This is a genomic window from Salinispora cortesiana (assembly GCF_000484695.1).
In the GTDB taxonomy this organism is placed as follows: domain Bacteria; phylum Actinomycetota; class Actinomycetes; order Mycobacteriales; family Micromonosporaceae; genus Micromonospora; species Micromonospora cortesiana.
This window is the reverse complement of sequence record NZ_AXVR01000011.1, coordinates 64113-87364: the sequence shown is the minus strand read 5'-3', so window position 1 is coordinate 87364 and position 23252 is coordinate 64113. Positions and strand designations below refer to the sequence as shown.

General features: G+C 71.5%; 26 protein-coding genes. 8 read left to right on the top strand and 18 right to left on the bottom strand.

Going from position 1 to position 23252, the window contains the following annotated elements; all coding sequences use genetic code 11:
* Positions 1 to 55: 55 nt before the first annotated feature.
* The gene (locus tag K228_RS0107855) at positions 56 to 289 is read left to right on the top strand and encodes a hypothetical protein (RefSeq protein WP_025617935.1); all 234 of its coding nucleotides are present in this window, start codon (positions 56 to 58) and stop codon (positions 287 to 289) included.
* Positions 290 to 303: 14 nt separating this feature from the next.
* On the opposite strand, the gene K228_RS0107850 is transcribed toward K228_RS0107855, so the two are convergent.
* The 3 genes from K228_RS0107850 to hisI are packed head-to-tail and all read right to left on the bottom strand — an operon-like array spanning position 304 to position 2860.
* Complete coding sequence (locus K228_RS0107850) at positions 304 to 870, bottom strand: Trp biosynthesis-associated membrane protein (protein ID WP_025617934.1); 567 nt, start codon at positions 868 to 870, stop codon at positions 304 to 306.
* Positions 867 to 2420, bottom strand: a complete 1554-nt coding sequence (locus tag K228_RS0107845; RefSeq protein WP_025617933.1) for an anthranilate synthase component I — start codon at positions 2418 to 2420, stop codon at positions 867 to 869. The genes K228_RS0107850 and K228_RS0107845 overlap by 4 nt, the downstream gene beginning before the upstream one ends.
* Positions 2417 to 2860 (bottom strand): phosphoribosyl-AMP cyclohydrolase, encoded by a 444-nt coding sequence (hisI, locus tag K228_RS0107840; protein ID WP_025617932.1) that lies wholly within the window; start codon positions 2858 to 2860, stop codon positions 2417 to 2419. Before hisI ends, K228_RS0107845 begins: the two co-directional genes overlap by 4 nt.
* 118 nt (positions 2861 to 2978) lie before the next feature.
* Here hisI and K228_RS0107835 point away from each other — a divergent pair, with 118 nt between their 5' ends.
* The 3 genes from K228_RS0107835 (at position 2979) to K228_RS0107825 (ending at position 5154) form a co-directional block, all read left to right on the top strand.
* Positions 2979 to 3716 (top strand): ABC transporter ATP-binding protein, encoded by a 738-nt coding sequence (locus K228_RS0107835; protein ID WP_025617931.1) that lies wholly within the window; start codon positions 2979 to 2981, stop codon positions 3714 to 3716.
* Entirely contained in the window at positions 3713 to 4468 is a 756-nt protein-coding gene (locus tag K228_RS0107830) for an ABC transporter permease (protein WP_025617930.1), read from the top strand. The genes K228_RS0107835 and K228_RS0107830 overlap by 4 nt, the downstream gene beginning before the upstream one ends.
* 89 nt (positions 4469 to 4557) lie before the next feature.
* The gene (locus tag K228_RS0107825; protein WP_025617929.1) at positions 4558 to 5154 is read left to right on the top strand and encodes a TetR/AcrR family transcriptional regulator; all 597 of its coding nucleotides are present in this window, start codon (positions 4558 to 4560) and stop codon (positions 5152 to 5154) included.
* A gap of 81 nt (positions 5155 to 5235) precedes the next feature.
* On the opposite strand, the gene K228_RS0107820 is transcribed toward K228_RS0107825, so the two are convergent.
* Together K228_RS0107820 and K228_RS0107815 are read right to left on the bottom strand one after the other, a co-directional pair.
* The gene (locus tag K228_RS0107820) at positions 5236 to 7002 is read right to left on the bottom strand and encodes an ABC transporter ATP-binding protein (RefSeq protein WP_033776645.1); all 1767 of its coding nucleotides are present in this window, start codon (positions 7000 to 7002) and stop codon (positions 5236 to 5238) included.
* A gap of 96 nt (positions 7003 to 7098) precedes the next feature.
* On the bottom strand, positions 7099 to 8976 hold the full coding sequence (locus K228_RS0107815; protein ID WP_029723408.1) for an ABC transporter ATP-binding protein: 1878 nt from the start codon (positions 8974 to 8976) through the stop codon (positions 7099 to 7101).
* 129 nt (positions 8977 to 9105) lie between these two features.
* Here K228_RS0107815 and K228_RS0107810 point away from each other — a divergent pair, with 129 nt between their 5' ends.
* Positions 9106 to 9735 (top strand): TIGR03085 family metal-binding protein, encoded by a 630-nt coding sequence (locus K228_RS0107810; RefSeq protein WP_025617926.1) that lies wholly within the window; start codon positions 9106 to 9108, stop codon positions 9733 to 9735.
* A gap of 92 nt (positions 9736 to 9827) precedes the next feature.
* On the opposite strand, the gene yczR is transcribed toward K228_RS0107810, so the two are convergent.
* A complete protein-coding gene (yczR, locus tag K228_RS0107805; protein WP_025617925.1) occupies positions 9828 to 11285 on the bottom strand; it encodes a MocR-like transcription factor YczR in 1458 nt (485 codons plus the stop codon).
* 61 nt (positions 11286 to 11346) lie between these two features.
* Between yczR and yczE the strand changes: the two genes are divergently transcribed.
* Together yczE and K228_RS0107795 are read left to right on the top strand one after the other, a co-directional pair.
* Positions 11347 to 11994 (top strand): membrane protein YczE, encoded by a 648-nt coding sequence (gene yczE / locus K228_RS0107800; RefSeq protein WP_025617924.1) that lies wholly within the window; start codon positions 11347 to 11349, stop codon positions 11992 to 11994.
* A gap of 143 nt (positions 11995 to 12137) precedes the next feature.
* Positions 12138 to 12599 (top strand): hypothetical protein, encoded by a 462-nt coding sequence (locus K228_RS0107795; RefSeq protein ID WP_025617923.1) that lies wholly within the window; start codon positions 12138 to 12140, stop codon positions 12597 to 12599.
* 34 nt (positions 12600 to 12633) lie between these two features.
* Here K228_RS0107795 and hisF read toward each other — a convergent pair whose 3' ends face one another.
* The 10 genes from hisF to hisD all read right to left on the bottom strand — a co-directional run bounded on the left by hisF (position 12634) and on the right by hisD (position 20055).
* Entirely contained in the window at positions 12634 to 13401 is a 768-nt protein-coding gene (hisF, locus tag K228_RS0107790) for an imidazole glycerol phosphate synthase subunit HisF (RefSeq protein ID WP_025617922.1), read from the bottom strand.
* 112 nt (positions 13402 to 13513) lie between these two features.
* Positions 13514 to 14518: an NADP-dependent oxidoreductase gene (locus tag K228_RS0107785; protein ID WP_025617921.1), complete on the bottom strand. Its 1005-nt coding sequence runs from the start codon at positions 14516 to 14518 to the stop codon at positions 13514 to 13516.
* 5 nt (positions 14519 to 14523) lie between these two features.
* Positions 14524 to 14973, bottom strand: a complete 450-nt coding sequence (locus tag K228_RS0107780; RefSeq protein WP_025617920.1) for a MarR family winged helix-turn-helix transcriptional regulator — start codon at positions 14971 to 14973, stop codon at positions 14524 to 14526.
* 150 nt (positions 14974 to 15123) lie between these two features.
* Positions 15124 to 15849, bottom strand: coding sequence for a bifunctional 1-(5-phosphoribosyl)-5-((5-phosphoribosylamino)methylideneamino)imidazole-4-carboxamide isomerase/phosphoribosylanthranilate isomerase PriA (priA, locus tag K228_RS0107775; RefSeq protein WP_025617919.1), 726 nt, complete (start codon positions 15847 to 15849; stop codon positions 15124 to 15126).
* 15 nt (positions 15850 to 15864) lie between these two features.
* Positions 15865 to 16188 (bottom strand): hypothetical protein, encoded by a 324-nt coding sequence (locus K228_RS0107770; protein WP_025617918.1) that lies wholly within the window; start codon positions 16186 to 16188, stop codon positions 15865 to 15867.
* On the bottom strand, positions 16185 to 16850 hold the full coding sequence (gene hisH / locus K228_RS0107765; protein WP_025617917.1) for an imidazole glycerol phosphate synthase subunit HisH: 666 nt from the start codon (positions 16848 to 16850) through the stop codon (positions 16185 to 16187). Before hisH ends, K228_RS0107770 begins: the two co-directional genes overlap by 4 nt.
* Positions 16847 to 17020, bottom strand: coding sequence for a hypothetical protein (locus K228_RS28770; protein WP_188116178.1), 174 nt, complete (start codon positions 17018 to 17020; stop codon positions 16847 to 16849). The genes hisH and K228_RS28770 overlap by 4 nt, the downstream gene beginning before the upstream one ends.
* Before the next feature lie 31 nt (positions 17021 to 17051).
* Positions 17052 to 17663, bottom strand: coding sequence for an imidazoleglycerol-phosphate dehydratase HisB (gene hisB, locus K228_RS0107755; RefSeq protein ID WP_025617916.1), 612 nt, complete (start codon positions 17661 to 17663; stop codon positions 17052 to 17054).
* Entirely contained in the window at positions 17660 to 18736 is a 1077-nt protein-coding gene (locus tag K228_RS0107750) for a histidinol-phosphate transaminase (protein ID WP_025617915.1), read from the bottom strand. The genes hisB and K228_RS0107750 overlap by 4 nt, the downstream gene beginning before the upstream one ends.
* Positions 18733 to 20055, bottom strand: coding sequence for a histidinol dehydrogenase (gene hisD, locus K228_RS0107745; protein WP_025617914.1), 1323 nt, complete (start codon positions 20053 to 20055; stop codon positions 18733 to 18735). The genes K228_RS0107750 and hisD overlap by 4 nt, the downstream gene beginning before the upstream one ends.
* Before the next feature lie 107 nt (positions 20056 to 20162).
* Here hisD and K228_RS0107740 point away from each other — a divergent pair, with 107 nt between their 5' ends.
* Positions 20163 to 20861, top strand: coding sequence for an LON peptidase substrate-binding domain-containing protein (locus K228_RS0107740; RefSeq protein WP_025617913.1), 699 nt, complete (start codon positions 20163 to 20165; stop codon positions 20859 to 20861).
* Here K228_RS0107740 and K228_RS0107735 read toward each other — a convergent pair.
* A complete protein-coding gene (locus K228_RS0107735) occupies positions 20776 to 21603 on the bottom strand; it encodes a DUF2567 domain-containing protein (RefSeq protein ID WP_025617912.1) in 828 nt (275 codons plus the stop codon). The two genes, K228_RS0107740 and K228_RS0107735, sit on opposite strands and share 86 nt — an antisense overlap.
* Positions 21604 to 21660: 57 nt before the next feature.
* A complete protein-coding gene (locus tag K228_RS0107730) occupies positions 21661 to 23244 on the bottom strand; it encodes an AAA family ATPase (RefSeq protein WP_025617911.1) in 1584 nt (527 codons plus the stop codon).
* Positions 23245 to 23252: the final 8 nt, after the last annotated feature.

The window sequence follows — 23252 nt, the reverse complement described above, 5'->3', positions numbered from 1 at the left end:
GGGCAGACTCGATTCGGCATCCGCCCGCGCCACCCAACGATCTCCGGGATTGATCATGAGCACTGGGAGCATCGACCTCACCACCATCTCCCGTACGGTCGCCTCGCTCGCCGTCGGCATGGTGCACACGCTCGAGCGCGCCGTGGTCGGCGAGGCGCAGATGCGCACCGCGCGGGGCAACGCGTGGGAGGCCGTCTGCGCCGACCGGGCCCGCGCCGACCAGCGGGCCGAGTTGGACCGGATCGTGGCCGAGCTCACCGCAAGCCACGAGCCGCGGCCGATGGGCTGAGGCGACGGACGGCGTCAGTCGTCCGTCGGATCCGCACCCCGATCCAACGCGTCCCAGGCGTCACTGGTGCTCCGGCCCGGCACCGGGCCGGTCACCGCCCCCGCAGACCGCTCGTATCGGGCGCCCATCACCGACCAGCGGTCCCCCCGGGCCGCGGTCAGCACACCGGCGGCCGCGGCGCACCCGCCGCCGAGCAGGCAGAGCAGCGGCCACTGCCGACTGACCTCGCCGCTGAACCCCGCGAGCAGGCCATACCCGCCACCAACCGCCACCGCCACCGCGAGCCCGGTCAGCACGCCACCCAACAGCCGCCGTACCCGGCCCCGAGTGGCCAGCACCGCGCCCCATCCGGCGAGGGTGACCAGGGCCAGTGCGGGCAGCCAGGGAAGTAGCTGCACACCGGTGCGGGCAACGCGGACCGGGGGCAACGGGGCGGGGCGGGGCGCCAGCTCGACCACCCAGGCCCGGGTCACCGCCCACATTGAAAGGCCCGCCCCGGCCACCCCGAGGAGCACGGCGTAGACGAGTTCCCGCCGGGCGGTCCCGGGCCGCCCCGGACCAGCCTCGTCCCGGGCGCTCACCGGGCCGCACGCAGGGTCTCGGCCGCGGCGATGGCGGCCAGCACCGCGGCAGCCTTGTTCCGCGTCTCCTGCTCCTCGGCGGCCGGATCCGAATCCGCCACCACGCCCGCGCCAGCCTGCACGTGGGCACGCCCGCCGTGGATCAGGGCGGTACGGATCGCGATCGCCATGTCGAGGTCACCGCCGAAGCCGAAGTAGCCGACGGTGCCGCCGTAGAGCCCACGCCGTACCGGCTCCAGCTCCTCGATCAACTCCATCGCCCGCACCTTCGGGGCACCGGAGAGGGTGCCCGCCGGGAAGGTCGCGACCAGCGCGTCAAAGGCGGTGCGGTCCGCGGCGAGGACGCCGACCACTGTGGAGACGATGTGCATCACATGGCTGTACCGCTCGATCGTGGCGAACTCGGGCACCTCGACCGTGCCAGGTCGACAGACCCGCCCCAGGTCGTTGCGGCCCAGGTCCACCAGCATCACGTGCTCCGCGCGCTCCTTCGGGTCGGCGAGCAGCTCGGCGGCGAGTTGGGCGTCGGCCTCCGGCGAGCTGCCACGCGGCCGGGTGCCGGCGATCGGATGCAGCAGGGCACGCCGCTCCCCGTCCACCTCGGTGGTCACCTTCAGGTGCGCCTCGGGAGACGAACCGACGATGTCGAAGCCGTCGAAACGCAGCAGGTACATGTACGGGCTGGGGTTGGTGGTCCGCAGCACCCGGTACACGTCGAGCGGGTCGGCGTCGGTCGCCCGTTCGAATCGCTGCGACAGCACGATCTGGAAGCACTCACCGGCCCGGATCGCCTCCTTGGCCGCCAGCACCGCCTTCTGGTAGCCACCCTCGGGCGTTCGGCAGCGCACGTCCCCGACGGGTGCTGCGCCAACGGTGGAGGCCATCGGGGGAATCGGCCGGGACAGCGCAGCAGTCATCGCGTCCAGCCGCCCGACCGCGTGGTGGTATGCGGCGGTGACCGCCGCCGCCCGATCCGGCGCCTCCGGCGGTGGCAAGACGGCGTTGGCCACCAGGAGCGCCGAGCCGTCGTAGTGGTCGAGCACCACCAGGTCGGTGGCGAGCATCATTCCCAGCGCGGGCAGGCCGAGGTCGTCCTCGGTGCGCTCGGGCAGCCGCTCGAAGTGCCGGACCAGGTCGTACCCGAGGTAGCCGACCATGCCGCCGGTCAGCGGCGGCAGCCCGACGGTGTCGTCGGGAGGCGGCCCGGCGAGAGCGGCGACGGTGTCCCGAAGCACCGCGACCGGGTCACCGGCCGTGGGTAGCCCCGCCGGGGGCTGCCCCGTCCACACCGCGGCACCGTCGCGTTCGGTCAGGGTCGCCGCGCTGCGGACCCCGATGAAGGAGTACCGGGACCAGGTCATGCCGGTTGAACCGACACCCTGCTCGGCAGATTCGAGCAGGAAGGTGCCCGGACCGCCGGCCAGCTTGCGGTAGACGCCGACCGGCGTCTCCGCGTCGGCGAGCAGCCGCCGGGTGACCGGCACGACCCGCCTTCCGGCGGCCTGCTCGGCGAAGGTCGTCGCGTCCGGACGGACGATGCCGTCGGTCATGGCCGGACCTGCCGTTCGTCGGCGGACGCACCGGTGACCGGCAAGCTGTTGTGGAAGCAGGATCGCCGGCCGGTGTGACACGCCGGGCCGACCTGATCAACATCGACCAGCAGGGCGTCTCCGTCACAGTCGAGGGCGACGGCGCGGACGTACTGGTGGTGTCCGGAGGTCGCGCCCTTGACCCAGTACTCACCGCGGCTGCGGGACCAGTAGGTGGCCCGACCGGTGGTCAGCGTCCGATGTAGCGCCTCGTCGTCCATCCAGGCGAGCATCAGCACCTCGGCGGAGCCGTGCTGGCGGACCACCGCGGCGAGGAGCCCGTCCGACGTACGGCGCAGGCGCGCGGCGATGGCTGGGTCCAGGTGGGACGGCCGGGCCGGACCGCCGCTCGGGTCCGAGCCGGGCTGGGCGCCGGGTGACGGCGCGTCAGGTACGGGCATAGTCACTCATTCTCCGATACCCGATGGGCGGGTGGTAGGGCACCCGTGTGCCTTGCCCACCCAACAGAATTCAACTACCGTTGAGTTCAACAGTCGATCTTCTACCCGGAGGTGCGCAATGCAGGACGCCATCGCCCTTCGTGACCTGGTTGTCGACCGGGGCGGGCGACAGGTGCTGTCCGGAATCAACGCCACCGTGCCGCACGGGACGGTGACCGGCCTGCTCGGGCCGAGCGGCAGCGGAAAGACCACGCTCCTGCGGGCACTGGTCGGGGTGCAGGTCGTCACCGCCGGCACGGTCACCGTCCTGGGCCACCCGGCTGGCGCCCCACAGCTACGCCGCCGGGTCGGCTACCTGACCCAGGCGCCGAGCATCTACGCGGACCTGACCGTCCGGGAGAACGCCCGCTACTTCGCCGCCCTACAGGGGCGGGGCACCACCCAGGCCGATCAGGCCGTGACCGACGTCGGGCTGCGGGCAGCCGCCGGTCAGCTGGTCGCCACCCTCTCCGGTGGCCAGCGCAGCCGCGCCTCACTGGCCTGCGCGCTGGTCGGCGACCCCGAGCTGCTCGTGCTCGACGAGCCGACCGTCGGTCAGGATCCGGTGCTGCGCGCGGAGCTCTGGGCCCGGTTCCACGCGATGGCCGCGGCCGGCACCACCCTGCTCATCTCCAGCCACGTGATGGACGAGGCCGCCCGCTGCGACCGACTCCTGCTGATCCGCGAGGGGCGGCTGATCGCGAACGACACACCAGCGGCGGTACGTGCGGCAACCGGCGTGGACGACCTGGAGGAGGCGTTCCTACGAATGATCCAAGCAGGCGAGGCCGGTACGGCCGGCCAGGAGGCGTCGTGAATCCCCGGATCCTCGCCGCCACCACCGGCCGCATCCTGCGCCAACTGCGCCACGACCGGCGCACGGTCGCGTTGCTCGTGGTCGTGCCCGCAGCCCTCCTCACGGTGGTCTACTACATGTACGTCGACCAGCCGACACCACCGGGCCAACCGGCGCCGTTCGATCGGATCGCACTGGTGCTGCTGGGATTCTTCCCCTTCATCATCATGTTCCTGGTGACCAGCATCGCCATGCTGCGCGAACGCACCAGTGGCACGCTGGAACGGCTACTCACCACCCCGTTGGGCAAACTCGACCTGCTCTTCGGATACGGCATCGCGTTCGGCCTGGCCGCCGTGGTACAGGCGGCGGTCGCAGCCGCGGTGGCCTACTGGCTGTTCGATCTCGACACCGCCGGTAGCAGCGGGCTGGTCATCCTGATCGCGGCGGTCAACGCCGTGCTCGCCGTCGCGCTCGGGCTCCTCTGCAGCGCCTTCGCCCGGACCGAGTTCCAGGCCGTACAGTTCATGCCGGTCGTGGTCGCCCCGCAGCTGCTGCTCTGCGGGCTCTTCGTCCCCCGCGACGAGATGGCCGGCTGGCTCCAGGCGGTCAGCGACGTTCTGCCCCTGTCGTACTCGGTCGAGGCGTTGCTGGAAGTCGGCTCGAACGCCGAACCGACCGCGACAATGTGGCGCGACCTGGCGATCGTGGGCGGCGCCGCGGTGCTGGCGCTGATACTCGCCGCCGCCACCCTGCGCCGACGCAGCGGCTGACCCGACGACGCAGCGGACCCGGTGCCGCGATCGAAGGCGGCCAAGGGCACGATCGGCAGGACAGAGACGACAACGAGCGAAGGGCGAGGATGGTACGGCGGATCGGACGGCGACCCGGCAACCCGGACACCCGGGCGACGATCCTGGCGGCTGCCCGGACCACCTTCGCCGAACGGGGCTTCGACAAAGCCTCCATCCGTGCCATCGCCGCCACCGCCGGCGTGGACCCGGCACTGGTGCACCACTACTTCGGCAGTAAGGACAAGCTCTTCCTCGCCGCGATGAACGCCCCCGCCGACCCAGCCGAGGTGGTGCCGACCGTACTCGCCGGAGACCCCGACCAGATCGGGGAACGGCTGGTCCGCGCCTTCCTCGGCATCTGGGACTCCCCCGCCGGCACCCCCGCGGTGGCGCTGCTGCGCTCGGCGGTCAGCAACGAGTGGACCGCTCGGCTGCTGCGCGAGTTCCTCACCACGCAGGTGCTGCGCCCGGTCCTCGACCACCTCGACGTGGACCCGGCGCAGGCACCGCTCCGTGGGTCGCTGGTGGCCAGCCAGCTCTTCGGCCTGGCGATGGCGCGCCACGTGCTCCGACTCGAGCCGATCGCCAGCGCTGCCCCCGAGACGCTCATCGGCTCCGTCGGCCCCACCATGCAGCGCTACCTCACCGGTCCGCTGGAGGGCTAGCCACCCCGCCAAAGGGGCGGGGACGGCGCGCTGGAAGGCCGGGTCGCCCCCCACTGGGGGCTGGGTCTCGCCCAGCCGCAGTCACCGGGTCTGCTCCAGCCACGAGGCGTAGAGCTGCCCGTACACCGACTCGGCATCGCGGACCAGCTCCCCATGCGCACCCCGCTGCACAATCCGCCCTCGATCCACCACGATCACCTCATCGGCGGCCTGTGCCGTGGAGAGCCGGTGCGCGATGGCGAGCGTTGTCCGGCCCCGGGTCACCGCGTCCAAGGTGCGTTGCAGACGCACCTCGGTCGCCGGATCGACCGCGCTGGTCGCCTCGTCGAGCACCAGCAGATCCGGGTCGGCGACGTACGCGCGGGCGAGCGCGACCAACTGCCGCTCGCCCACACTCAACGCCTCACCGCGCTCCCCCACCGCGGTGTCCAGGCCCGCCGGGAGGCTGTCCAGCCAGTCCGCCAGCCCCAGCTCCACAAAGGTGGCGGTGAGCTGCTCGTCGGTGAGGTCTGGCCGAGCGAAACGGACATTCTCTGCGACCGTGGCGTCGAAGAGGAACCCGTCCTGCGGGACCATCACCACCCGCGAGCGCAGCGAGCCGAACCGCACCTCCCGCAACGGCACCCCGGAGAGCAGCACGTCCCCCGCCGTCGGATCCATCAGCCGGGTGAGCAGCTTCGCGAACGTCGTCTTCCCACTGCCGGTCTCGCCGACCACCGCCACCCGGCTCTTCGCCGGAATCTCCACCGAGATGTCATGCAAAACCGGTGCACCGCCCGGATAGGCGAAACCCACCCCGACGAAACGGATATCCAGCGGACCCGGCGGAAGCTCCCGCCCCGACTCGCCGGGGTCCGCGACATCCGGCTCGACATCCAACACGTCGAGTACCCGTCGCCAGCCGGCGATCGCGTTCTGCGCCTCGTTGAGCACCTCGGTGGCGATCTGCACCGGCTGCACGAAGAGGGTCACCAGGAACAGGAACGCGGTCACCTCACCGACGCTCAACGTACGGTCAGCGCCGAGCAGCACTCCCAGCACCACCACGCCGGCCAACGCCAACCCGGCCGCGATCTCCCCGACCGAGCTACCCAGGACGCTGATCCGGATAGCCCGCTGCTGGGCCCGCCGCTGGCTGTCGATCGCCTCGTCCAGCCGACGCGCGGTGCGCCCGGAGATGCCGTACGCCCGGATCACCGACGCGCCCACCACGCTCTCGGCGATCGCGCCGAGCAGTATGCCGGTGCGCTGCCGCACCACCCCGTACGCGCCGGCGAGCCGCCGCTGGAGCCGCCGGATCACGAACACCGCCGGGCCGAACGCCGCGTACACCACCAGGGTCAGCTGCCAGGAGTAGGCGAGCATGACCCCTGTCGTGACCACCAGCTGACCGAGGTTGATCAGCAGGATCACACCACCCCACTGGAGGAACTGGGTGATCTGGTCGACGTCGCTGGTCACCCGAGACACCAACGACCCACGCCGCTCGGACTGCTGGTGCAGCATCGACAGGTCGTGGACGTGTCGGAAGGCGCGAACCCGCACGTTGGAGAGGGCGGTCTCACTGACCGTGAACAGCCTCCGCATCATGAGGTAGCCACAGGTAGTGGTCACCACGAGCACCGCCGTGGTGACGGTCACCACCGTCCAGACCACATCCAGGCGGAGGCCGCCGGCGATGCCGTTGTCGATGCCCTGCTGCACCGCAACCGGCACGGCCGCCCGACCAACCATGTAGACCAGCGCCAGGCCGAGCGTGCCCGCCAACCCGACCCGCAACTCCGGGGAGAGCGCCAAGCCCCGCCGCAGCGTCCGCCAGGTCGACTCAGCCGCCACCTCCGGCGCCACAGTGCTACTACTCACCGGTCCACCCTCCGCTCGCGACTGCGGGGCTCGCAAGCTCACTCCTCGCACTCACCGGTCCACCCTCCGCTCGCGACCGACTCACCGGTCCACCTCCAGTTCGAGGCCGGTTGTCAGCGGCGGTGGGACCTCGTCGTACCCCTGCTGCTGGGCCTGCTCCGCATCGGCCTGCTCGTAGGCGGTGACCAGATCGGCGTATCCGGGCACGGTGGCGAGCAGGTCGGTGTGCGTGCCCCGGGCTATCACCCGCCCGTGCTCCAGGTAGACCACCTCGTCGGCGAGGGCGATGGTCGCCCGCCGGTAGGCGACCACCAGGATCGACGTCGCCGCTCTCCCCGGCTCCGCGGCCCGCAGCCCGGCCAGGATCGCCGCCTCCACCCGCGGATCGACCGCGCTGGTCGCGTCATCCAGCACCAGCAGACGCGGCCGACCGACGAGGGCTCGGGCCAGGGTGAGCCGCTGCCGCTGCCCCCCGGACAGCGACGTGCCCCGCTCACCGACCCGGGTGTCCAGGCCCTCCGGGAGCGCGGCGACGAACCCCTCCGCACCCGCCAACCGCAGCGCCGCCCAGACCTGCTCATCACCGAGGCCGGGACGGTCCAGGGTGATGTTCGCCCGCACCGAATCGTCAAAGACGAACGGCACCTGCGCCACATGCGCGACAGTACGGGCCAGCGAGTCCGCGGTGAGGTCGCGTATGTCCACCCCGTCCACCTCGACGGCGCCCGCACGCGGGTCAACCAGCCGAACAGCGAGCGAGGTGATGGTGGACTTCCCCGCGCCGGTCGGCCCGACCAGGGCGACCGTCCGCCCCGCCGGCACGGTGAAACCGACCTCACCCAGCACCTCGGCGCCGGGCAGGTGCGCCTCGGCCGGCTCGTACGCGAAGTGGACGTCGCGGAAGGTGAGGGTTGCCGGGCCGGCGTCGTCGGGGTCGAGCGTCATCGGGCCGTACGGCATCTCGCCGGTGGCGTCGAGTACCCGGCGGACCCGTTCCCAGCCGGCGACGCTGCGCGGCAGCTCGGCCAGGACCCAGCCGATCGCACGGACCGGGAACGCCAGCACGGTGAAGAGGAAGGCGACGCTGACCAGCTCCGCCACACTGATCGCGCCCTGCCGCAACCGAAGGGTGCCGACCACCAGCACGGCGAGCGTCCCGAGGCCGGGCAGGGTCTCCAGCATGGGGTCGAAGACGCCGCGCAGCCGCCCCACGGACACCAGCGCGTCCCGAAGGTCGCGGGCGCGGGCGGCGAACCGCTCGGTCTCCTGCGCCTCCCGACCCATCGTCTTGACCACCAGCGCGCCGTCGAAGCTCTCGTGGGCGATACCGCTGACCTCGGCCCGCAGCCGCTGGGCGCGGGCCTGCCGGGGGGCCATCCGACGGGAGTAGACGACGTTGAGCGCGAAGAGCGCCGGGAAGACACCCAACCCGACCAGAGCGAGCGCCCAGTCGGTGACGAAGAGTGAGACCACCGCCCCGACCAGCATCACCAGCGTGCCCACGGCGAAGGGCAGCGGGGCCACCGGGTACCACGCGGCCTCGACGTCGGAGTTCGCGTTGGACAGCAGGGTGCCGGTCGCGTTGCGCTGGTGCCAGGAGAGCGGCAGGTCAAGATACCGGCGGGTGACCCGCCGACGGTAGGCGGCCTGGAGCCGAAACTGCATGTAGCCGGCCCCGAGCCGGCGGCCGAGGATGCCGACCACCCGCAGCACGCTGAGCCCGAACAGCGCAGCGGCGGCCAGGGCGAGCGCAGCGGTGGGCACCGAGCCCTCGGCGATCGCCGGAACGACCACGTCGCCGACCACCGCACCCACCACATACGCGCTGGTGACGATCAGCAGGCCGAAGAGCACACTGGAGCTCGCCGCGACCGCGAAGATCCTGGGTTGTTCCCGAATCGCCCGGCCGAGGACGACCAGCCCTCGCCAGAGCACGTCCCGACTCGTCCCGCTCGCCACGTTCTCCCCCGCCGTAAGTCGCCATTATCTCTCCTATCCTTACCCGCTGGAACCAGGTCTGCCGACTCGGGCGGGCATCCGATGCGGTGCAACCGGCGTAGCCGGACGTGCTGGGCCTACCATCAAGGCATGCCGCAGTACGCCCGATCGGAGCGAAAGACGCTCGCCGACCTTATGCAGACGCTGGGACCGGACGCACCCACGCTCAACGAGGGTTGGGCCACCCGGGACCTCGCCGCCCACCTGGTGCTGCGGGAACGCCGCCCGGACGCCGCCGGCGGCATCCTGCTACCGCCGCTACGCGGGTACGCCGAGCGGGTCCGCCGCCAGCTCGCCGCCCGCCCCTGGGAGCGGCTGGTTGACCAGGTGCGTCAGCCGCCGGTGTGGAGCCCGATCAGCAATCCGCTGCTCGACGAGGCGGCCAACACGATGGAGTTCTTCATCCACCATGAGGACGTTCGCCGGGCGCAAGCCGACTGGCAGCCCCGCGACCTGCCGGCGGGGCTGCAACAGGCGCTGTGGAAGCGGGCAGCGGGGCTGGCCCGGCTGACGCTGCGCCGTTTCCCAGCCGAAGTGCTGGTCCAGGCCCCGGGGTATGGGCAGCGACCCGCTGGCCGGGGCGGTGAGCAGCTCCGGTTGGTGGGTGCCCCCGGTGAGCTGGTGCTCTTCCTGAGCGGACGGCAACGGGCGGCGCGGGTGCAGATCGACGGCCCGCCGGGCCCGGCCGACCGGCTGCGCGACGCCCAGTTGGGGCTGTGAAACGCCCGCACGGTCGAAAAGTTCCACCCGCCAGCCGTACCTGACCTGGCCGGACGGCCGAACACTCCCGTCTGGGCTGGCGCTGCGCGGGTTCAGGCGATGACGGCCGGCTCCGACCACTGCGGCCGACCGGCGCGGTCCAGGTCGTAGCGGACGGCGGCGATCCGGTCGACCGCCTCCACCAGGTCGGCCTCGGGCAGGGTGAACGGCAACCGCAGGAAGCGCTCCAGCGTGCCGTCGAGACCGAACCGGGGACCGGGGGCGAGGCGAACGCCCACCTGCTCGGCGGCGCGGGCGAGTGCGCTGGAGACCGGACCGTCGAGCTCCGCCCAGAGGTTGACCCCGCCGTGCGGCGCGGTCACCCGCCACTCGGGCAGGCGCTCGGCGAGGGCACCGAGCAAGACGTCCCGCTGGGCGGTGAGCTGGGCTCGCCGGGCAGCCACGATCGCCGGCCTCCGCGCCAGCAGGTGGACGGCGACCAACTGGTCCAGCACCGGACTCGCCATGTCCACCCCGACCCGGACAGCAGCGAGCCGCTGCACCTGTGGCGCGGACGCACGAATCCAGCCGATCCGCAGCCCGCCCCAGTACGCCTTGCTCATCCCCCCGACGGTGAACACCCGGGAGTGTCGGTCGAAGCTGGCCGTGGGCGGGGGCATCACCCCACTGGCCAGGGACAGGTCCACAAACGACTCGTCGATCACGAGCTCGGAGCCGACGGCGTGAGCGGTGGAGACCAGCCGTTCCCGCAGCTGGGCCGACATCAGGTGTCCGGTCGGGTTCTGAAAGTCGGGGATCAGGTAGGCCAGCTTGGGTCGCCCCTGGCGGAGGGCGCCAAGCAGGAGGTCAGCGTCCCAGCCGAGGGCATCCGGGGCGAGGCCGTGAGTGCTGATGCGGGCCCGCCGGGCGTGCAGCGCGGCCAGGGCGTTCGGGTAGCTGGGCGCCTCCATCAGGACACTGCTGCCCGGACTGTGCGTGAGGCGGAGCACCAGGTCCAGGGCGTGCTGGGTGCCGTTGGTGACCATGACCTGCTCGGGTGAGGTGGGTAGGCCCCGTTCGTCGTACGTGCGGGCGACGGCCTCCCGCAGTTCGCTGATGCCGGTCGGGTGGTAGCCCGCCCCACCCAGGTAGCGGGGCAGGTCTGCGGCGGCGGCTTGGGCGGCGGGCAGCAGCTCGGGCGGGGCGGCCAGGGCCGCGACTCCAAGATCAAGCATCTCGCGGTCGTCCAGCGGAGTCCACAGGCCGCTTCCCGCCATCCGGTGGTTGCCGGGAAGCATGGTCCAGCTGCCCGCACCCCGCCGGCTGGCGAGGTGTCCGCTGTCCCGGAGTTCCCGATACGCCGCGGTGACCGTGGTGCGGCTGATCCGCAGGGCCTCGGCCAGCTCGCGCTCGGCCGGCAGACGGGCGCCCAGCGGAAGCCGCCCGTCGGCGAGCAGCCCCCGGATGGCGGCGGCCAGTGCCGCGTAGTCGGGGCTGCGCCGACGACCGGGGAGCGCATGCCACTGGCCGAGCAGCCGGGCCAATTGGTTTCCGCGTATCTGACTCGTCATGGGGGCCACTCCACCATTATTGGCTCTACTGGTTGCCTGATTGGTTACTAGATTGGCATGCGTGAACCAGATTGGCAATCTCAGCTATCGACCCGCGCGACGGCTGACCCAGCTCTACGCTGGGCTCAGCCTCTACGGCGTGAGCATGGCTCTGTTGATCCGCTCCGGCCTCGGCCTGGACCCCTGGGACGTCTTCCACCAAGGGCTCGCCGGACACACCGGGCTCTCCTTCGGCACGGTGACCATCGCGGTCGGGACGCTGGTACTGCTGCTGTGGATCCCGCTGCGGCAGCGGCCGGGCCTCGGCACGGTCAGCAATGTGGTGGTGGTCGGGCTCGTGGTGGACGCCACCCTCGCCCTGCTACCGGCGGACCTGCCGCTCGCCACCCGAACCGCCCTACTCGTCGGCGGGATCGTCGCCAACGGCACGGCGACCGGACTCTATCTCGGCACCCGGCTCGGCCCCGGCCCCCGCGACGGCCTGATGACCGGCTTCGTCGCCCGCCGGCCACGATTCTCGATCCGGCTCGTCCGCACCATCATCGAGGTCGCCGTACTGGGACTGGGCTGGCTGCTCGGCGGCGCGGTCGGCCCCGGCACGGTGGCGTATGCCCTGGCCATCGGCCCGCTGACCCAGTTCGTGCTGCCCCGCGTGACGGTCCCTCCTCCGCCCACCCCCACCCCCACCCCAGTCCCGGCTTCCGGTTGAGCCGTGCGCTCCCGCGCACTGCCCCCGTCACGCCGACCCCCCAGCGGCTGTCCGGCTCACCGCTAGCGACGCACAGGACGACCCGTTGTAGCCCAACGAGAGGAGGTGTTTCCTTTCCGGCGCAGGATCGGCACAATCTGGCCATGGGGGAGAGACAGTGGCAGTGGACGGACGCGTGGATCTTCGTTTCGTTGGTGATCGCACATGGGGCCGGCCGGCACCGTCGAGCAGCGTCCAGCCGACGGCCCTTAGGTGTCCGTCTCACCGACGTTCTCTCCACCGCCGACCACCTCAACCGCGCGATCCCCGAACGGCAGGAGGTCGAGGTTGCGATCCGCCGGTTGGTCGGCACCGGCCTGGTCAGCGTCACCGACGGCTGGTTCCGGATCACACCGGAGGGAGAACGGCTCTGGCGCACCCGCCCCCACGCCGGCCTGGCCACCACGGTCGACACCGTGCAGGGCGCGTTGAGCCGTCGGCACACCCCGGGCGACGCGGACTGGCATCTGGACGAGGCCGAGCACGCGGCGGCGGTCCAGGAGTATGCGGTACGTTCCATCCCGACGCCGCGACGTTCCCCCAGGAAGCACGCCCGCCGGGACTGACGGGCGCGGCCCATCCGCTGGCCGCCGAGGCAGGTCAGCGAACCGGGTGACCGGCCTCGCGAAGCGCGTCCTTGACTTCACCAACGGTGAGTTGGCCGAAGTGGAAGACGCTCGCGGCGAGCACCGTGTCGGCACCGGCGTCGATCGCCGGTGGAAAGTGGCCCGCCTCCCCCGCGCCCCCACTGGCGACCACCGGCACGTTGACCACCGCCCGCACCGCGCGAATCAGCTCGAGATCAAAACCGGTCTTGGTGCCGTCGGCATCCATCGAGTTGAGCAGGATCTCACCCGCGCCCAGCTCGGCACCGCGCCGAGCCCAGTCAATGGCATCGATGCCGGTACCACGCCGGCCGCCGTGCGTGGTCACCTCGAACCCGCTGGTCGTGGCGGCGGAGGAGGCGCGCCGCACGTCGAGGGAGAGCACCAGCACCTGCCGACCGAACCGGTCAGCGATTTCCCCGATCAGCTCGGGGCGGGCGATCGCCGCGGTGTTCACGCCGACCTTGTCCGCCCCCGCGCGCAGCAGCGCGTCCACGTCACTGACCTGCCGCACCCCGCCACCGACGGTGAGCGGAATAAAAACGGACTCCGCCGTGCGGCGGACCACGTCCAGCATCGTGCCGCGGTCACTCACCGAGGCGGTTACATCCAGGAACGTCAGCTCGTCAGCCCCCGCCCGGTTGTACGCCGCGGCCCGCTCCACCGGGTCACCCGCGTCCCGCAGGTTGAGGAAGTTGACGCCCTTGACCACCCGCCCGGCGTCCACGTCGAGGCAGGGAATCACGCGTACGGCCAGGGACATGCCGCCAGCCTAGCCAACACGATTCGCCGGTGGTCGTCGTGTACTGCCGACCACCGGCGAATCGCGTTGGACAAGACGCATCCCTACCGCCGAGGCACGGCGGGACCAGGGCTCACACCCGGACCAGCATCTTGCCGAGGTTCTCACCGCGGAGCATGCCCAGGAAGGCCGCCGGAGCATTCTCGATGCCGTCAATGATCGTCTCGTCGTAGCTGAGCTTCCCGTCGCGCAGCCAGCCGCCGACCTCCTGCACGAACTGCTCGCCCAGATGCCCGTGGTCAGAGACGATGAAGCCGCGCAGGGTGAGCCGGTTTCTGATGATCATCGCCAGGTTGCGCGGGGCGGCCGGTGGCTCGGTCGCGTTGTACTGTGCGATCATCCCGCAGATCGCGGCCCGGCCGTTCTGCCGCATCGCGCCGATCGCCGCCTCCAGGTGCTCGCCGCCCACGTTGTCGAAGTAGACGTCGATCCCGTCCGGCGCGGCGGCACCCAGCGACTCCCGCACCGGGGCGTCGTGGTAGTCGAAGGCAGCGTCGAAGCCGAGCGCCTGCAGCCGTTCGACCTTGGCCGGCGAGCCGGCACTGCCGACCACCCGGGCTGCGCCGCGAAGCTTGGCGATCTGGCCCACCATGCTGCCCACCGCACCGGCTGCACCGGAGACAAAGACGGTCTCCCCCGGTTGCATCGCGGCGACCTCGAGCAGTCCGGCGTACGCGGTGAGCCCGGTCATTCCCAACACCCCGAGGTAGGTGCTGAGCGGGGCGAGGGCAGGGTCTACCTTCCGGACGGTCGTGGCGTCCAGCAGCGCGTACTCCCGCCAGCCGAGCCCGTGGAACACGGTGTCGCCGAGGGCGAAGCCGTCGGCCTCGCTCGCCACCACCTCACCAACCGCCCCGCCGTCGAGCGGCGCGTCCAGCGCGAACGGCGGGACGTAGGAGGCAACGTCATTCATCCGCCCCCGCATGTACGGGTCGACGGAAATGAAGGTGTTCCGAACCACGATCTGCCCCGGACCCGGGGTGGGGATGTCGGTGGAGACCAACCGGAAGTTCTCCTCGGTCGGCCAACCCTGCGGCCGCGAGGCTAGCTGGATCTCACGGTTGGCGGTCTTGCTCATGATTGCTACTGCTCCTTGTATTGGTGGATCGTTCTGGTGATCCGAGTGAGGGTGTCGCGCAGGATGACGAGATCGTCGGCGTCGAGCCCGGTCGCCTGGGCCAGCTGGCGGGGAACGTCGGCCATGCGTTCACGCAGGGCCCACCCCGCCGGGTTCAGCTCCACCGCCACCCGTCGCTCATCGGCCGCCGACCGCCGCCGGACCACCAGGCCCGCCACCTCCAGCCGCTTGAGCAGTGGGGAGAGCGTTCCGGAGTCCAGCTGCAGCCGGGCGCCGAGGCCAGAGACCGTCGGTGGCTGCTCCTGTTCGCATTCCCAGAGCACCAGCAGCACGAGATACTGCGGGTAGGTCAACCCGAACTCGGCGAGGATGGGCCGGTAGACATCGGCCATGGCGCGCGACGCGGTGTAGAGCGCGAAGCACACCTGCCGCCGCAGCACCAGATCATCGGTCACCAGAAAAGCGTAGCGCGCAGTTTAGTTGTGCACAACTAAACTGCGCGCTACGCGCCCTCCTGACTCCCCAAGCACCGGTACGAGGGACAACGCACCCCCGTGGGCCAAGGATGCCGGCGGGCAGCGGCGCGGCAAGGGCGCCGGGTGAGATCAGGCGTCGGCCAGTGTCCGCAACGCCTCGGCCACGGTGAAGGCACCCGCATACAGCGCCTTGCCGGCGATTACCCCCTCCACCCCGACCGGCTCCAGGGCGGCCAGCGCACGCAGGTCGGCCAGGGTCGAGACACCACCGGACGCGATCACCGGAGCGCTGGTGCGGGCGCAGACGTCACGGAGCAGGTCCAGGTTCGGCCCGTGCATCGTGCCGTCCTTGGTGATGTCGGTGACCACGTACCGGGACGCACCGGCCCGGTCCAGCCGCGCCAGCACCTCCCACAGGTCGCCGCCGTCACGGGTCCAGCCCCGGGCGGACAGGGTCTGCCCTCGCACATCAAGGCCGATCGCCACCCGGTCGCCGTACTCGCCGCAGACCCGATCGCACCACTGGGGATCCTCCAGTGCGGCGGTGCCGACATTGACCCGAGCGGCCCCGGTCGCCAGTGCGGCCCGCAACGACGCATCGTCCCGGACTCCGCCGGAGAGCTCCACCCGCACGTCCAGGCGACGCACCACATTGGCGAGCAGCTCCGCGTTGGAGCCCTGACCGAAGGCCGCATCCAGGTCAACCAGGTGAATCCACTCCGCCCCGTCCCGCTGCCAGGCCAACGCGGCGTCGAGGGGGTCGCCGTAGACGGTCTCACTGCCGGCGGCGCCCTGCACCAACCGGACGGCTTGCCCGGCAGCGACATCGACGGCGGGCAACAGGGTGAGGCTCACAGAAATCTCCTCAGCTCAGGAACGACGGTCCAAGGCGATCACCACGATCGCCGGCAGTACGAGCAGCAGGAGCGCGACCAGCCCGAACCGCAAGGCAAGATCATCTACTAGGGTCCAGATCATCAGGATCACGGCCACCGTCGACAGCACGATCGCGGCGCGCTCGCCTCGGGTTCGCCGGGGCAGCCGGCCGACCCGCCCCCGGTGTACCGTCGGGATCAGCCGACGAAGCAGCGCGCGCCGCTGGGCCTGCCGGGCGAGCTGCCGCTGCCGCGCCGCCCGCCGCTGCGCTGCCTCCGCCTCCCGAGCGGCCCGACGCCGTGCCCGCTCCTTACTCACCGATGCTCCCCAGCAGAGCGGCCGGTCGCCGGCTGGGCGCTCGCCGAGAGCGTACCCAACCAGTTTCGCAGCAGTGCGGCACCAGTGTCGGCGGACTTCTCCGGATGGAACTGGACGGCGCTGAGTGGACCCCGCTCCACAGCCGCCACGAACTCCGCCCCGTGCTGGGCGGTGGTCACGGCGACCCCGGCAGCCGCCAGCGCGGCCGCCCCGCCCACCGCATAGGAGTGGACGAAGTAGAACCGGCTCTGGGCCAGGCCGGCGAAGAGCACCGAATCGGCCGGCGGAGAGACCGTGTTCCAGCCCATGTGCGGCAGCCGCACCGCGGAGAGTTGACCCACCTGCCCGGGCAGCAGCCCAAGACCATTGGTCACCACACCGTTCTCGATACCGCGCTCGAAGAGCACCTGCATGCCGACACAGATGCCGAGCACCGGACGCCCGGCGCCGACCCGCTCGACAATCACCGGACCGGCACCCAGCGCCGCTATCCCCGCCATGCAGGCGGCGAAAGCCCCGACGCCGGGGACCACCAGGCCATCCGCATCGGCGGCAGCGGCCAGATCGTCGGTCACCGTCACCTCCGCGCCGACCGCCGCGAGGGCGCGCTCCACGGAGCGAAGATTCCCCGACCCGTAGTCCAGCACCGCGACCCTGCTCACGAACCCTCCCCTGGCAGCAACCACAGGCCCCCGGCGACCGCCGCCAACATGGCCAGCGCCGCGGTGGTGAGCACCACCGCACGAGGCACCCCCTGCCGGTGCAACGAGAGTGCCCCGCCGACCAGCACCCCGGCCAGAATCAGCAGCAGGGTCGGTAGCACCCCACCCATCAGCGCCACCCTCCACCAACGACCACGGTCCTCACAGTCTTCCCTTCGTGCTGGGCACCACGCCGGCAAACCGAGGGTCCATGGCCGTCGCCTCGCGCAACGCCCGGGACACCGCCTTGAACTGCGCCTCCACCACGTGGTGGGCGTCGGGGTGCCCGCCCGGCCGGGCCGCCCGCAGCACGTCCACGTGCAGCGTGACCCGGGCCGACTGACCGAAGGACTCCCAGACATGTCGGGTCATGCTGGTCGGGTAGACCGGTCCGATGTACGGGGCGAGCGCCGGCTCGTCGTGCACGACGTACGGCCTCCCCGAGAGGTCGACGGCGGCCCGGACTAACACCTCATCCATCGGAACGGTAGCCGAGCCGTACCGCCGGATGCCCGCCCGGTCACCCAGCGCGCGATCAACCGCGGCGCCCAGCGCCAACGCCGTGTCCTCCATCGTGTGATGTGCGTCGATGTGAAGGTCACCGACGGTGTGCACGGTGAGGTCAAACCCGCCGTGCCGGGCGATCTGGTGCAGCATGTGGTCATAGAAGCCGACACCGGTCTCGATATCGGCCTTTCCGCTACCGTCGAGGTCGATCTCGACGAGAACCTTGGTTTCCTTGGTGACCCGCTCGACCCGGGCAGTGCGACTCATGACGAAAGCTTCTCCACAGCGATCAGGAAGGCATCGGTCTCGGCGGGGGTGCCGGCGGTGACCCGCAACCAGCCGGGCAGGCCGACGTCACGAACCAGGACCCCGGCGTCGAGCAGGACCTGCCATGCGGCGCACTGGTCCCCGCCGACCTCGAACAACACGAAGTTGGCGTCGCTGTCGGCGACCCGGTGACCGCGGGCCCGGAGCTCGGTCACGATCCGGTCCCGCTGCACCTTAATCGCCGAGACGGTGCTCAGCAGCTCGTCGCGATGCGCCAGGGCGGCCCGCGCCGCCGCCTGCGTCAGCGCCGAGAGGTGGTAGGGCAGCCGGACGAGTTGCACGGCCGCCACCACCGCCGGGTCGGCGGCCAGGTAGCCCAGCCGGCCGCCGGCGAACCCGAACGCCTTGCTCATGGTACGGGTCACCACCAGCCGGGGGTGGTCACCCAACAACGACAGGGCGCTGACCGTGCCGGCCCGGGCGAACTCCGCGTAGGCCTCGTCGACCACCACCATCCCCGGCGCCTCGGCCAGCACCGCGGTGACCACGGCCAGGTCCAGGACGGTGCCGGTGGGATTGTTCGGCGAGCAGAGAAAGACCACGTCCGGACGGTGCTCACGGACCTGTGCCACCGCCTCGGCGACGGTCAGCCCGAAGTCGACGCCGCGCCGGGCCGGTGCCCACCGGGTGCCGGTGCCGAGCGCCAGCAGCGGATGCATCGAGTACGCCGGCAGGAAACCGAGCGCGGTCCGCCCCGGCCCACCGAAGACCTGGAGCAGTTGCTGGTGGACCTCGTTGGAGCCGTTGGCCGCCCATATTTGATCAAGATTGAACTCGGCACCCAGATACGCCGCCAGGTCGCCACGGAGCGCCACCGCGTCCCGGTCCGGGTACCGGTTGAGGTCCCGCAGCTCGGCGGCGATCGCCCTGCCGATCGTCTCGGCCACCGCGTCCGGCACCGGGTACGAGTTCTCGTTCGTGTTCAACCGCACCGACACGTCCAGCTGCGGCGCCCCGTACGGGGTCAGCCCGCGTAGGTCCGCCCGGATCGGCAGATCGTCCAGGCTGGTCACGATGCTTCCTCCGACAGCCGAGCGGTGACCGCCTGGCCGTGTGCTGGCAGGTCCTCCACCCTCGCCAGGGCGACCACGTGCGGCGCCACGTCCCGTAGCGCCTCCTGCGTGTACTCCACCAGGTGGACACCGCGCAGAAAGGACTGCACCGACAGGCCTGACGAGTGCCGAGCACAGCCCCCGGTAGGCAGCACATGGTTGGAGCCGGCGCAGTAGTCGCCGAGCGACACCGGCGACCAGGCACCGACGAAGATCGCCCCGGCGTTGCGCACCCGCAGTGCCCACTCGCGGGCGTTCTCGGTCTGGATCTCCAGATGCTCGGCCGCGTAGGCGTCCACCACCCGCAGCCCGGCCGCCAGGTCCGCAACGAGGACGATGCCGCTCTGCTCTCCGCTGAGCGCGGTGCTGACCCGCTCGGTGTGCCGGGTCGCCGGTACCTGCCGGGCCAACTCCTGGTCCACCGCGTCGGCCAGCTCCACCGACGGTGTGACCAGCACGCTCGCCGCGAGCGGGTCGTGCTCGGCTTGGCTGATCAGGTCGGCGGCCACATGCACCGGATCGGCGGTGTGGTCGGCCAGGATCGCGATCTCGGTGGGGCCGGCCTCGGCGTCGATGCCGACCACGCCCCGCAGCAACCGCTTCGCGGCGGTGACCCAGATGTTGCCCGGGCCGGTGATCAGGTCAACCGGCGCACAGAAGGCGGTGCTGTCGGGGTCAACCGAACTGCCGTACGCGAGCATCGCCACTGCCTGCGCGCCGCCGACGGCATACACCTCGGTCACCCCAAGCAGGGCGCAGGCGGCGAGTACCCGCGCGTCGGGCAACCCGCCGTTGTCCCTGCGCGGCGGACTGGCCACAACCAGCGAACGCACCCCGGCCTCCTGCGCGGGCACCACGTTCATGACCACCGTTGACGGGTACATCGCCAGACCACCGGGCACATAGAGCCCGACCCGATCAACCGGCACCCAACGCTCGGTGACCGTGCCACCCGGCACGACCTGCGTGGTGTGGTCACTGCGGCGCTGCGCGGCGTGCACCCGGCGAGCCCGGTTGATCGACTCCAACAACGCCGCGCGGACCTGCGGGTCGAGCTTCCCCTCGGCCTCGGCGATCACCTCCACCGGGACCCGCAGCAGCTCCGGCGAGACCCCGTCGAACCGCTCACTCGCCGCCCGGATCGCTGAGTAGCCATGCTCCCGCACCTCCGCCACGAGCGGGCGGATCTGCTCGACAGCCGCGGAGACATCGAGCCGGGCACGGGGCAGCAGGCGGCGCGGGTCACGAACCCCGCCACGTAGGTCGATCCGGTGCAACACCCTTGCGAGTCTAGGCGGCTCGGGTCCGGGCTGACCGGCACCGCCCACACGACGAGACGATGAGCCGAGACACACCCTCCGGAGGAGGATCGGGCTACCCTCGACCCGTGACTGCGCGGCTGCCGGTGTTCCCGCTCGGAACCGTCCTCTTCCCCGGTCTGGTGCTGCCGCTACACATCTTCGAAGACCGGTACCGCGCCCTGGTGCGCCACCTCCTCACCCTGCCGGAGCAGCGGCCGCGCGAGTTCGGCGTGGTGGCGATCCGGGCTGGTTGGGAGGTCGCTCCCACCGCACCGGACGGCCTCCCGTCACCCGGCGAGGACGTCACGCTGCACGAGGTGGGCTGCACCGCCGAGCTGCGCCAGGTGACCGAGCTGCCGGACGGGGGCTACGACATCGTCACCGTGGGTCGGCAACGGTTCCGGATAGACAGCATTGACCGGACCAGCGCGCCCTACCTGACTGCCGAGGTCCAGTGGTTGCCCGAGCCGCCTCCCCCGGACGAGGCCGGAGAGCTGTCCGCCCAGGTGACCGCGGTCTTCCGGCAGTACCTGGGCCTGATCCGCGCCGACCCGGAGGAGGCCTCGGAGCAGCTCCCGGAGGATCCGACGGTCCTGTCGCACCTGGTCGCCGCGACGGCCGCGCTGACCCTCGCCGACCGACAGCGGTTGCTCGCCATCGACGACACCGCTGCCCGGCTCCGCGCCGAGCTGCGGCTACTCACCCGCGAGGCGGCTCTGCTGCGCCAGGTCCGGGCGGTTCCGGTGCCGCTGAAGGAGCTGGCGTCTCCGCCGACGCCCAACTGACGCCCGGCCCGGTCGACCAGTCGGGAATCGGCTCCGGACGCAACGATGGCCAACGGGACCAGCCCGCCAGCAGGGTGTAACCGACCGCCGCGCCAAACGCGGGCAGCAGCACGTTGCCGTACGGCACCGGCAGTGGACCCCACCACCCCACTCCCCCGGCCCGCAGTTGCGCGGGTTGTCCGAAGGTCTGCCCCTCCGCGGCGGTCGCCAACAGGTACTCGAAGGTTCCCAGCCCCACCCGTTGGCCGACCTGCCAGGCGACCAGCGCCGCCCCCAGCGACCCAAGCACGGCGGCAGCCAACCCGATCGGACCCCGGTAGCGGCGCAGCAGGAACCAGAGGCCGACCGCGACCAAGACGCCGAAGGCGAGACCGAGCAGGCTGAACCAACCGTCGGCTGCGATCGGCTGCTCCGGCTGCGACTCGCCGTAGACAGCGCCCGACTCGGTCTGCACCACCGGGGTGTCCGGGGCCAGCGTGGCCCAGAGCAACCCCAGCGGGACACCGAGGATCACCACCCCGAACGCTCCCGCCGCCGCCCAGACGAGCTGCGGCCGAAGCCGGGGCCGCGGCGCCTCGGCAACGGGCGGCGCGCCATACCAGGTCAACGAGGCGGGCGGTTCCGACCCGACGGCCGCAGCACGATCTGGGTACGACGAGGTGGGGCCATCGCCCGGCGACTCGCCGTCCGGTGGTACGGCCCGGGAACTGGGCCGGTCGGGGTCGGGGGTGTCCGCGCTCACCCGGTGATCCTCTCAGGAGTGGCGGCGCCGTGGGGCGCCGGTGGACGACACGCCCACTCAGCGGGCGAACGGCTCCAGCATCACCGCGGCGGCGCTCAACCACGCCTCCCGGGTCGCCGGCTGAAGCTGGTGGTACTCGATTGACGATCCGGACTCCAGGATCGGGTCATACGGCACCACGGTCACCGCCCGAGTCCGGGTGGCGAAGTGTCGTTCCAGGTCGGCGCGGAGCTCACTGCGCCCCGGGGTCGGGCACGAGATCAGGGTCACCGCGTTGTCAGCCAACTCCCCCATGCCTACCTCGTGTAGCAGGTCGAGCATCCAGTCAGCGCTGAACGCGGCATCCTCCCGCGGCACCGTGGTGACCACGAGCTGGTCGGCCGCCTGCATGACGGTACGCCAGTTGGGGCTCTCCACGTTGTTACCGGTGTCCACACAGATCACGTCGTGGGTGCGGCGGAGCAGCTCCAGCACCCGCCGGACGGTGAACTGGTCGAGCCGCTGGGCGAAACGGGGACTCTCCTCACCCGCCAGCACGTCGTACGAGCCGTCCGAGGCGTGCCGGAGATAGTCGTCGAGCTGGTCCAGCAGCTCCGGCCCTTCCTTGATCTCGATGTGCGCGAGGTCGCCGATCAGGTGCCGGATGGTACGGGCGTGCCGGGCGCTTCCCGCACGCAGCCCGAGCGTGCCCCGTAGCTCGTTGTCGTCCCAGGCCAGCACGCCCCGGCCACGCACGCTGCCGACGGTCGCGGCGGCCAACACGGTCGCAGTGGTTTTGTGTACGCCACCCTTGGGATTCGCGAACGCCAGCACCCGGGGACTACCGAGTTCCCCCCGCAGTACGGTGGCCGCGCGTTCCGATCCGCTCGTCGCTGACGGCTGCCGCCACTCCACCCTGGCGTAGCCCCGGTTGACCGCGGGCTGGTACGCCGGCTCAGACGGGTACGCCGGCTGAGACCGATATCCAGGATCAGCCGGACCCGCCGGTTCGGAGCGATACACCGGCTCAGAGCGATAGTCGTGCTCGGACCGATACCCGGGATCAGCCTGATAGGCCGGCTCAGACCGATACCCGGGCTCCGACCGGTACGCCGAATCAGACTGGTAGCCGTTCTCTGCCGGCGGCGCGTGCCGGTAGCCGTTCTCTACCGGCGGCGCATGCCGGTAGCCGTTGTCGAGCAATGCGTAGCGGGACTGCACCGGCGGCGACTCTGGTTCGGAGAAGCGAGGCTCCGGACCCGGAGCCAACGGGTTCCGATAGCCCGCAGCAGCCCCATACGCCGGCTCGGCCGGCAGTCCCCGCTCGGCCCGGTATGCCGGCTCACCTCGGTGCCCCGCGTCCCGCGGATCAGCCCCGTAGGTTCGCGCCTCCGCGTCGTACGCCAACTCGGCGGGCGGCGAGCCGGGCCCCGGCAGGTGCGATCCGGCTGCCGGCACGCGGGCCGCGTAGCCGTTGCCGGCTGCCCGTCGCGGCAACGGCTCGGCTGGGGCCGCAGGCCCCGACCGGTCCGGCCCGGCCGGCTCAGCCCCGCGGCTACCGAGCCGCGCCCGGTCGAGCAACGCCCGCCACCGCGGTGCCGGTTCGGCCGGCTGACTCCAGCCGGTCTCGCTGCCCTCCACGGCTCGCCCTCCCAGCTCCATGCTGCCCC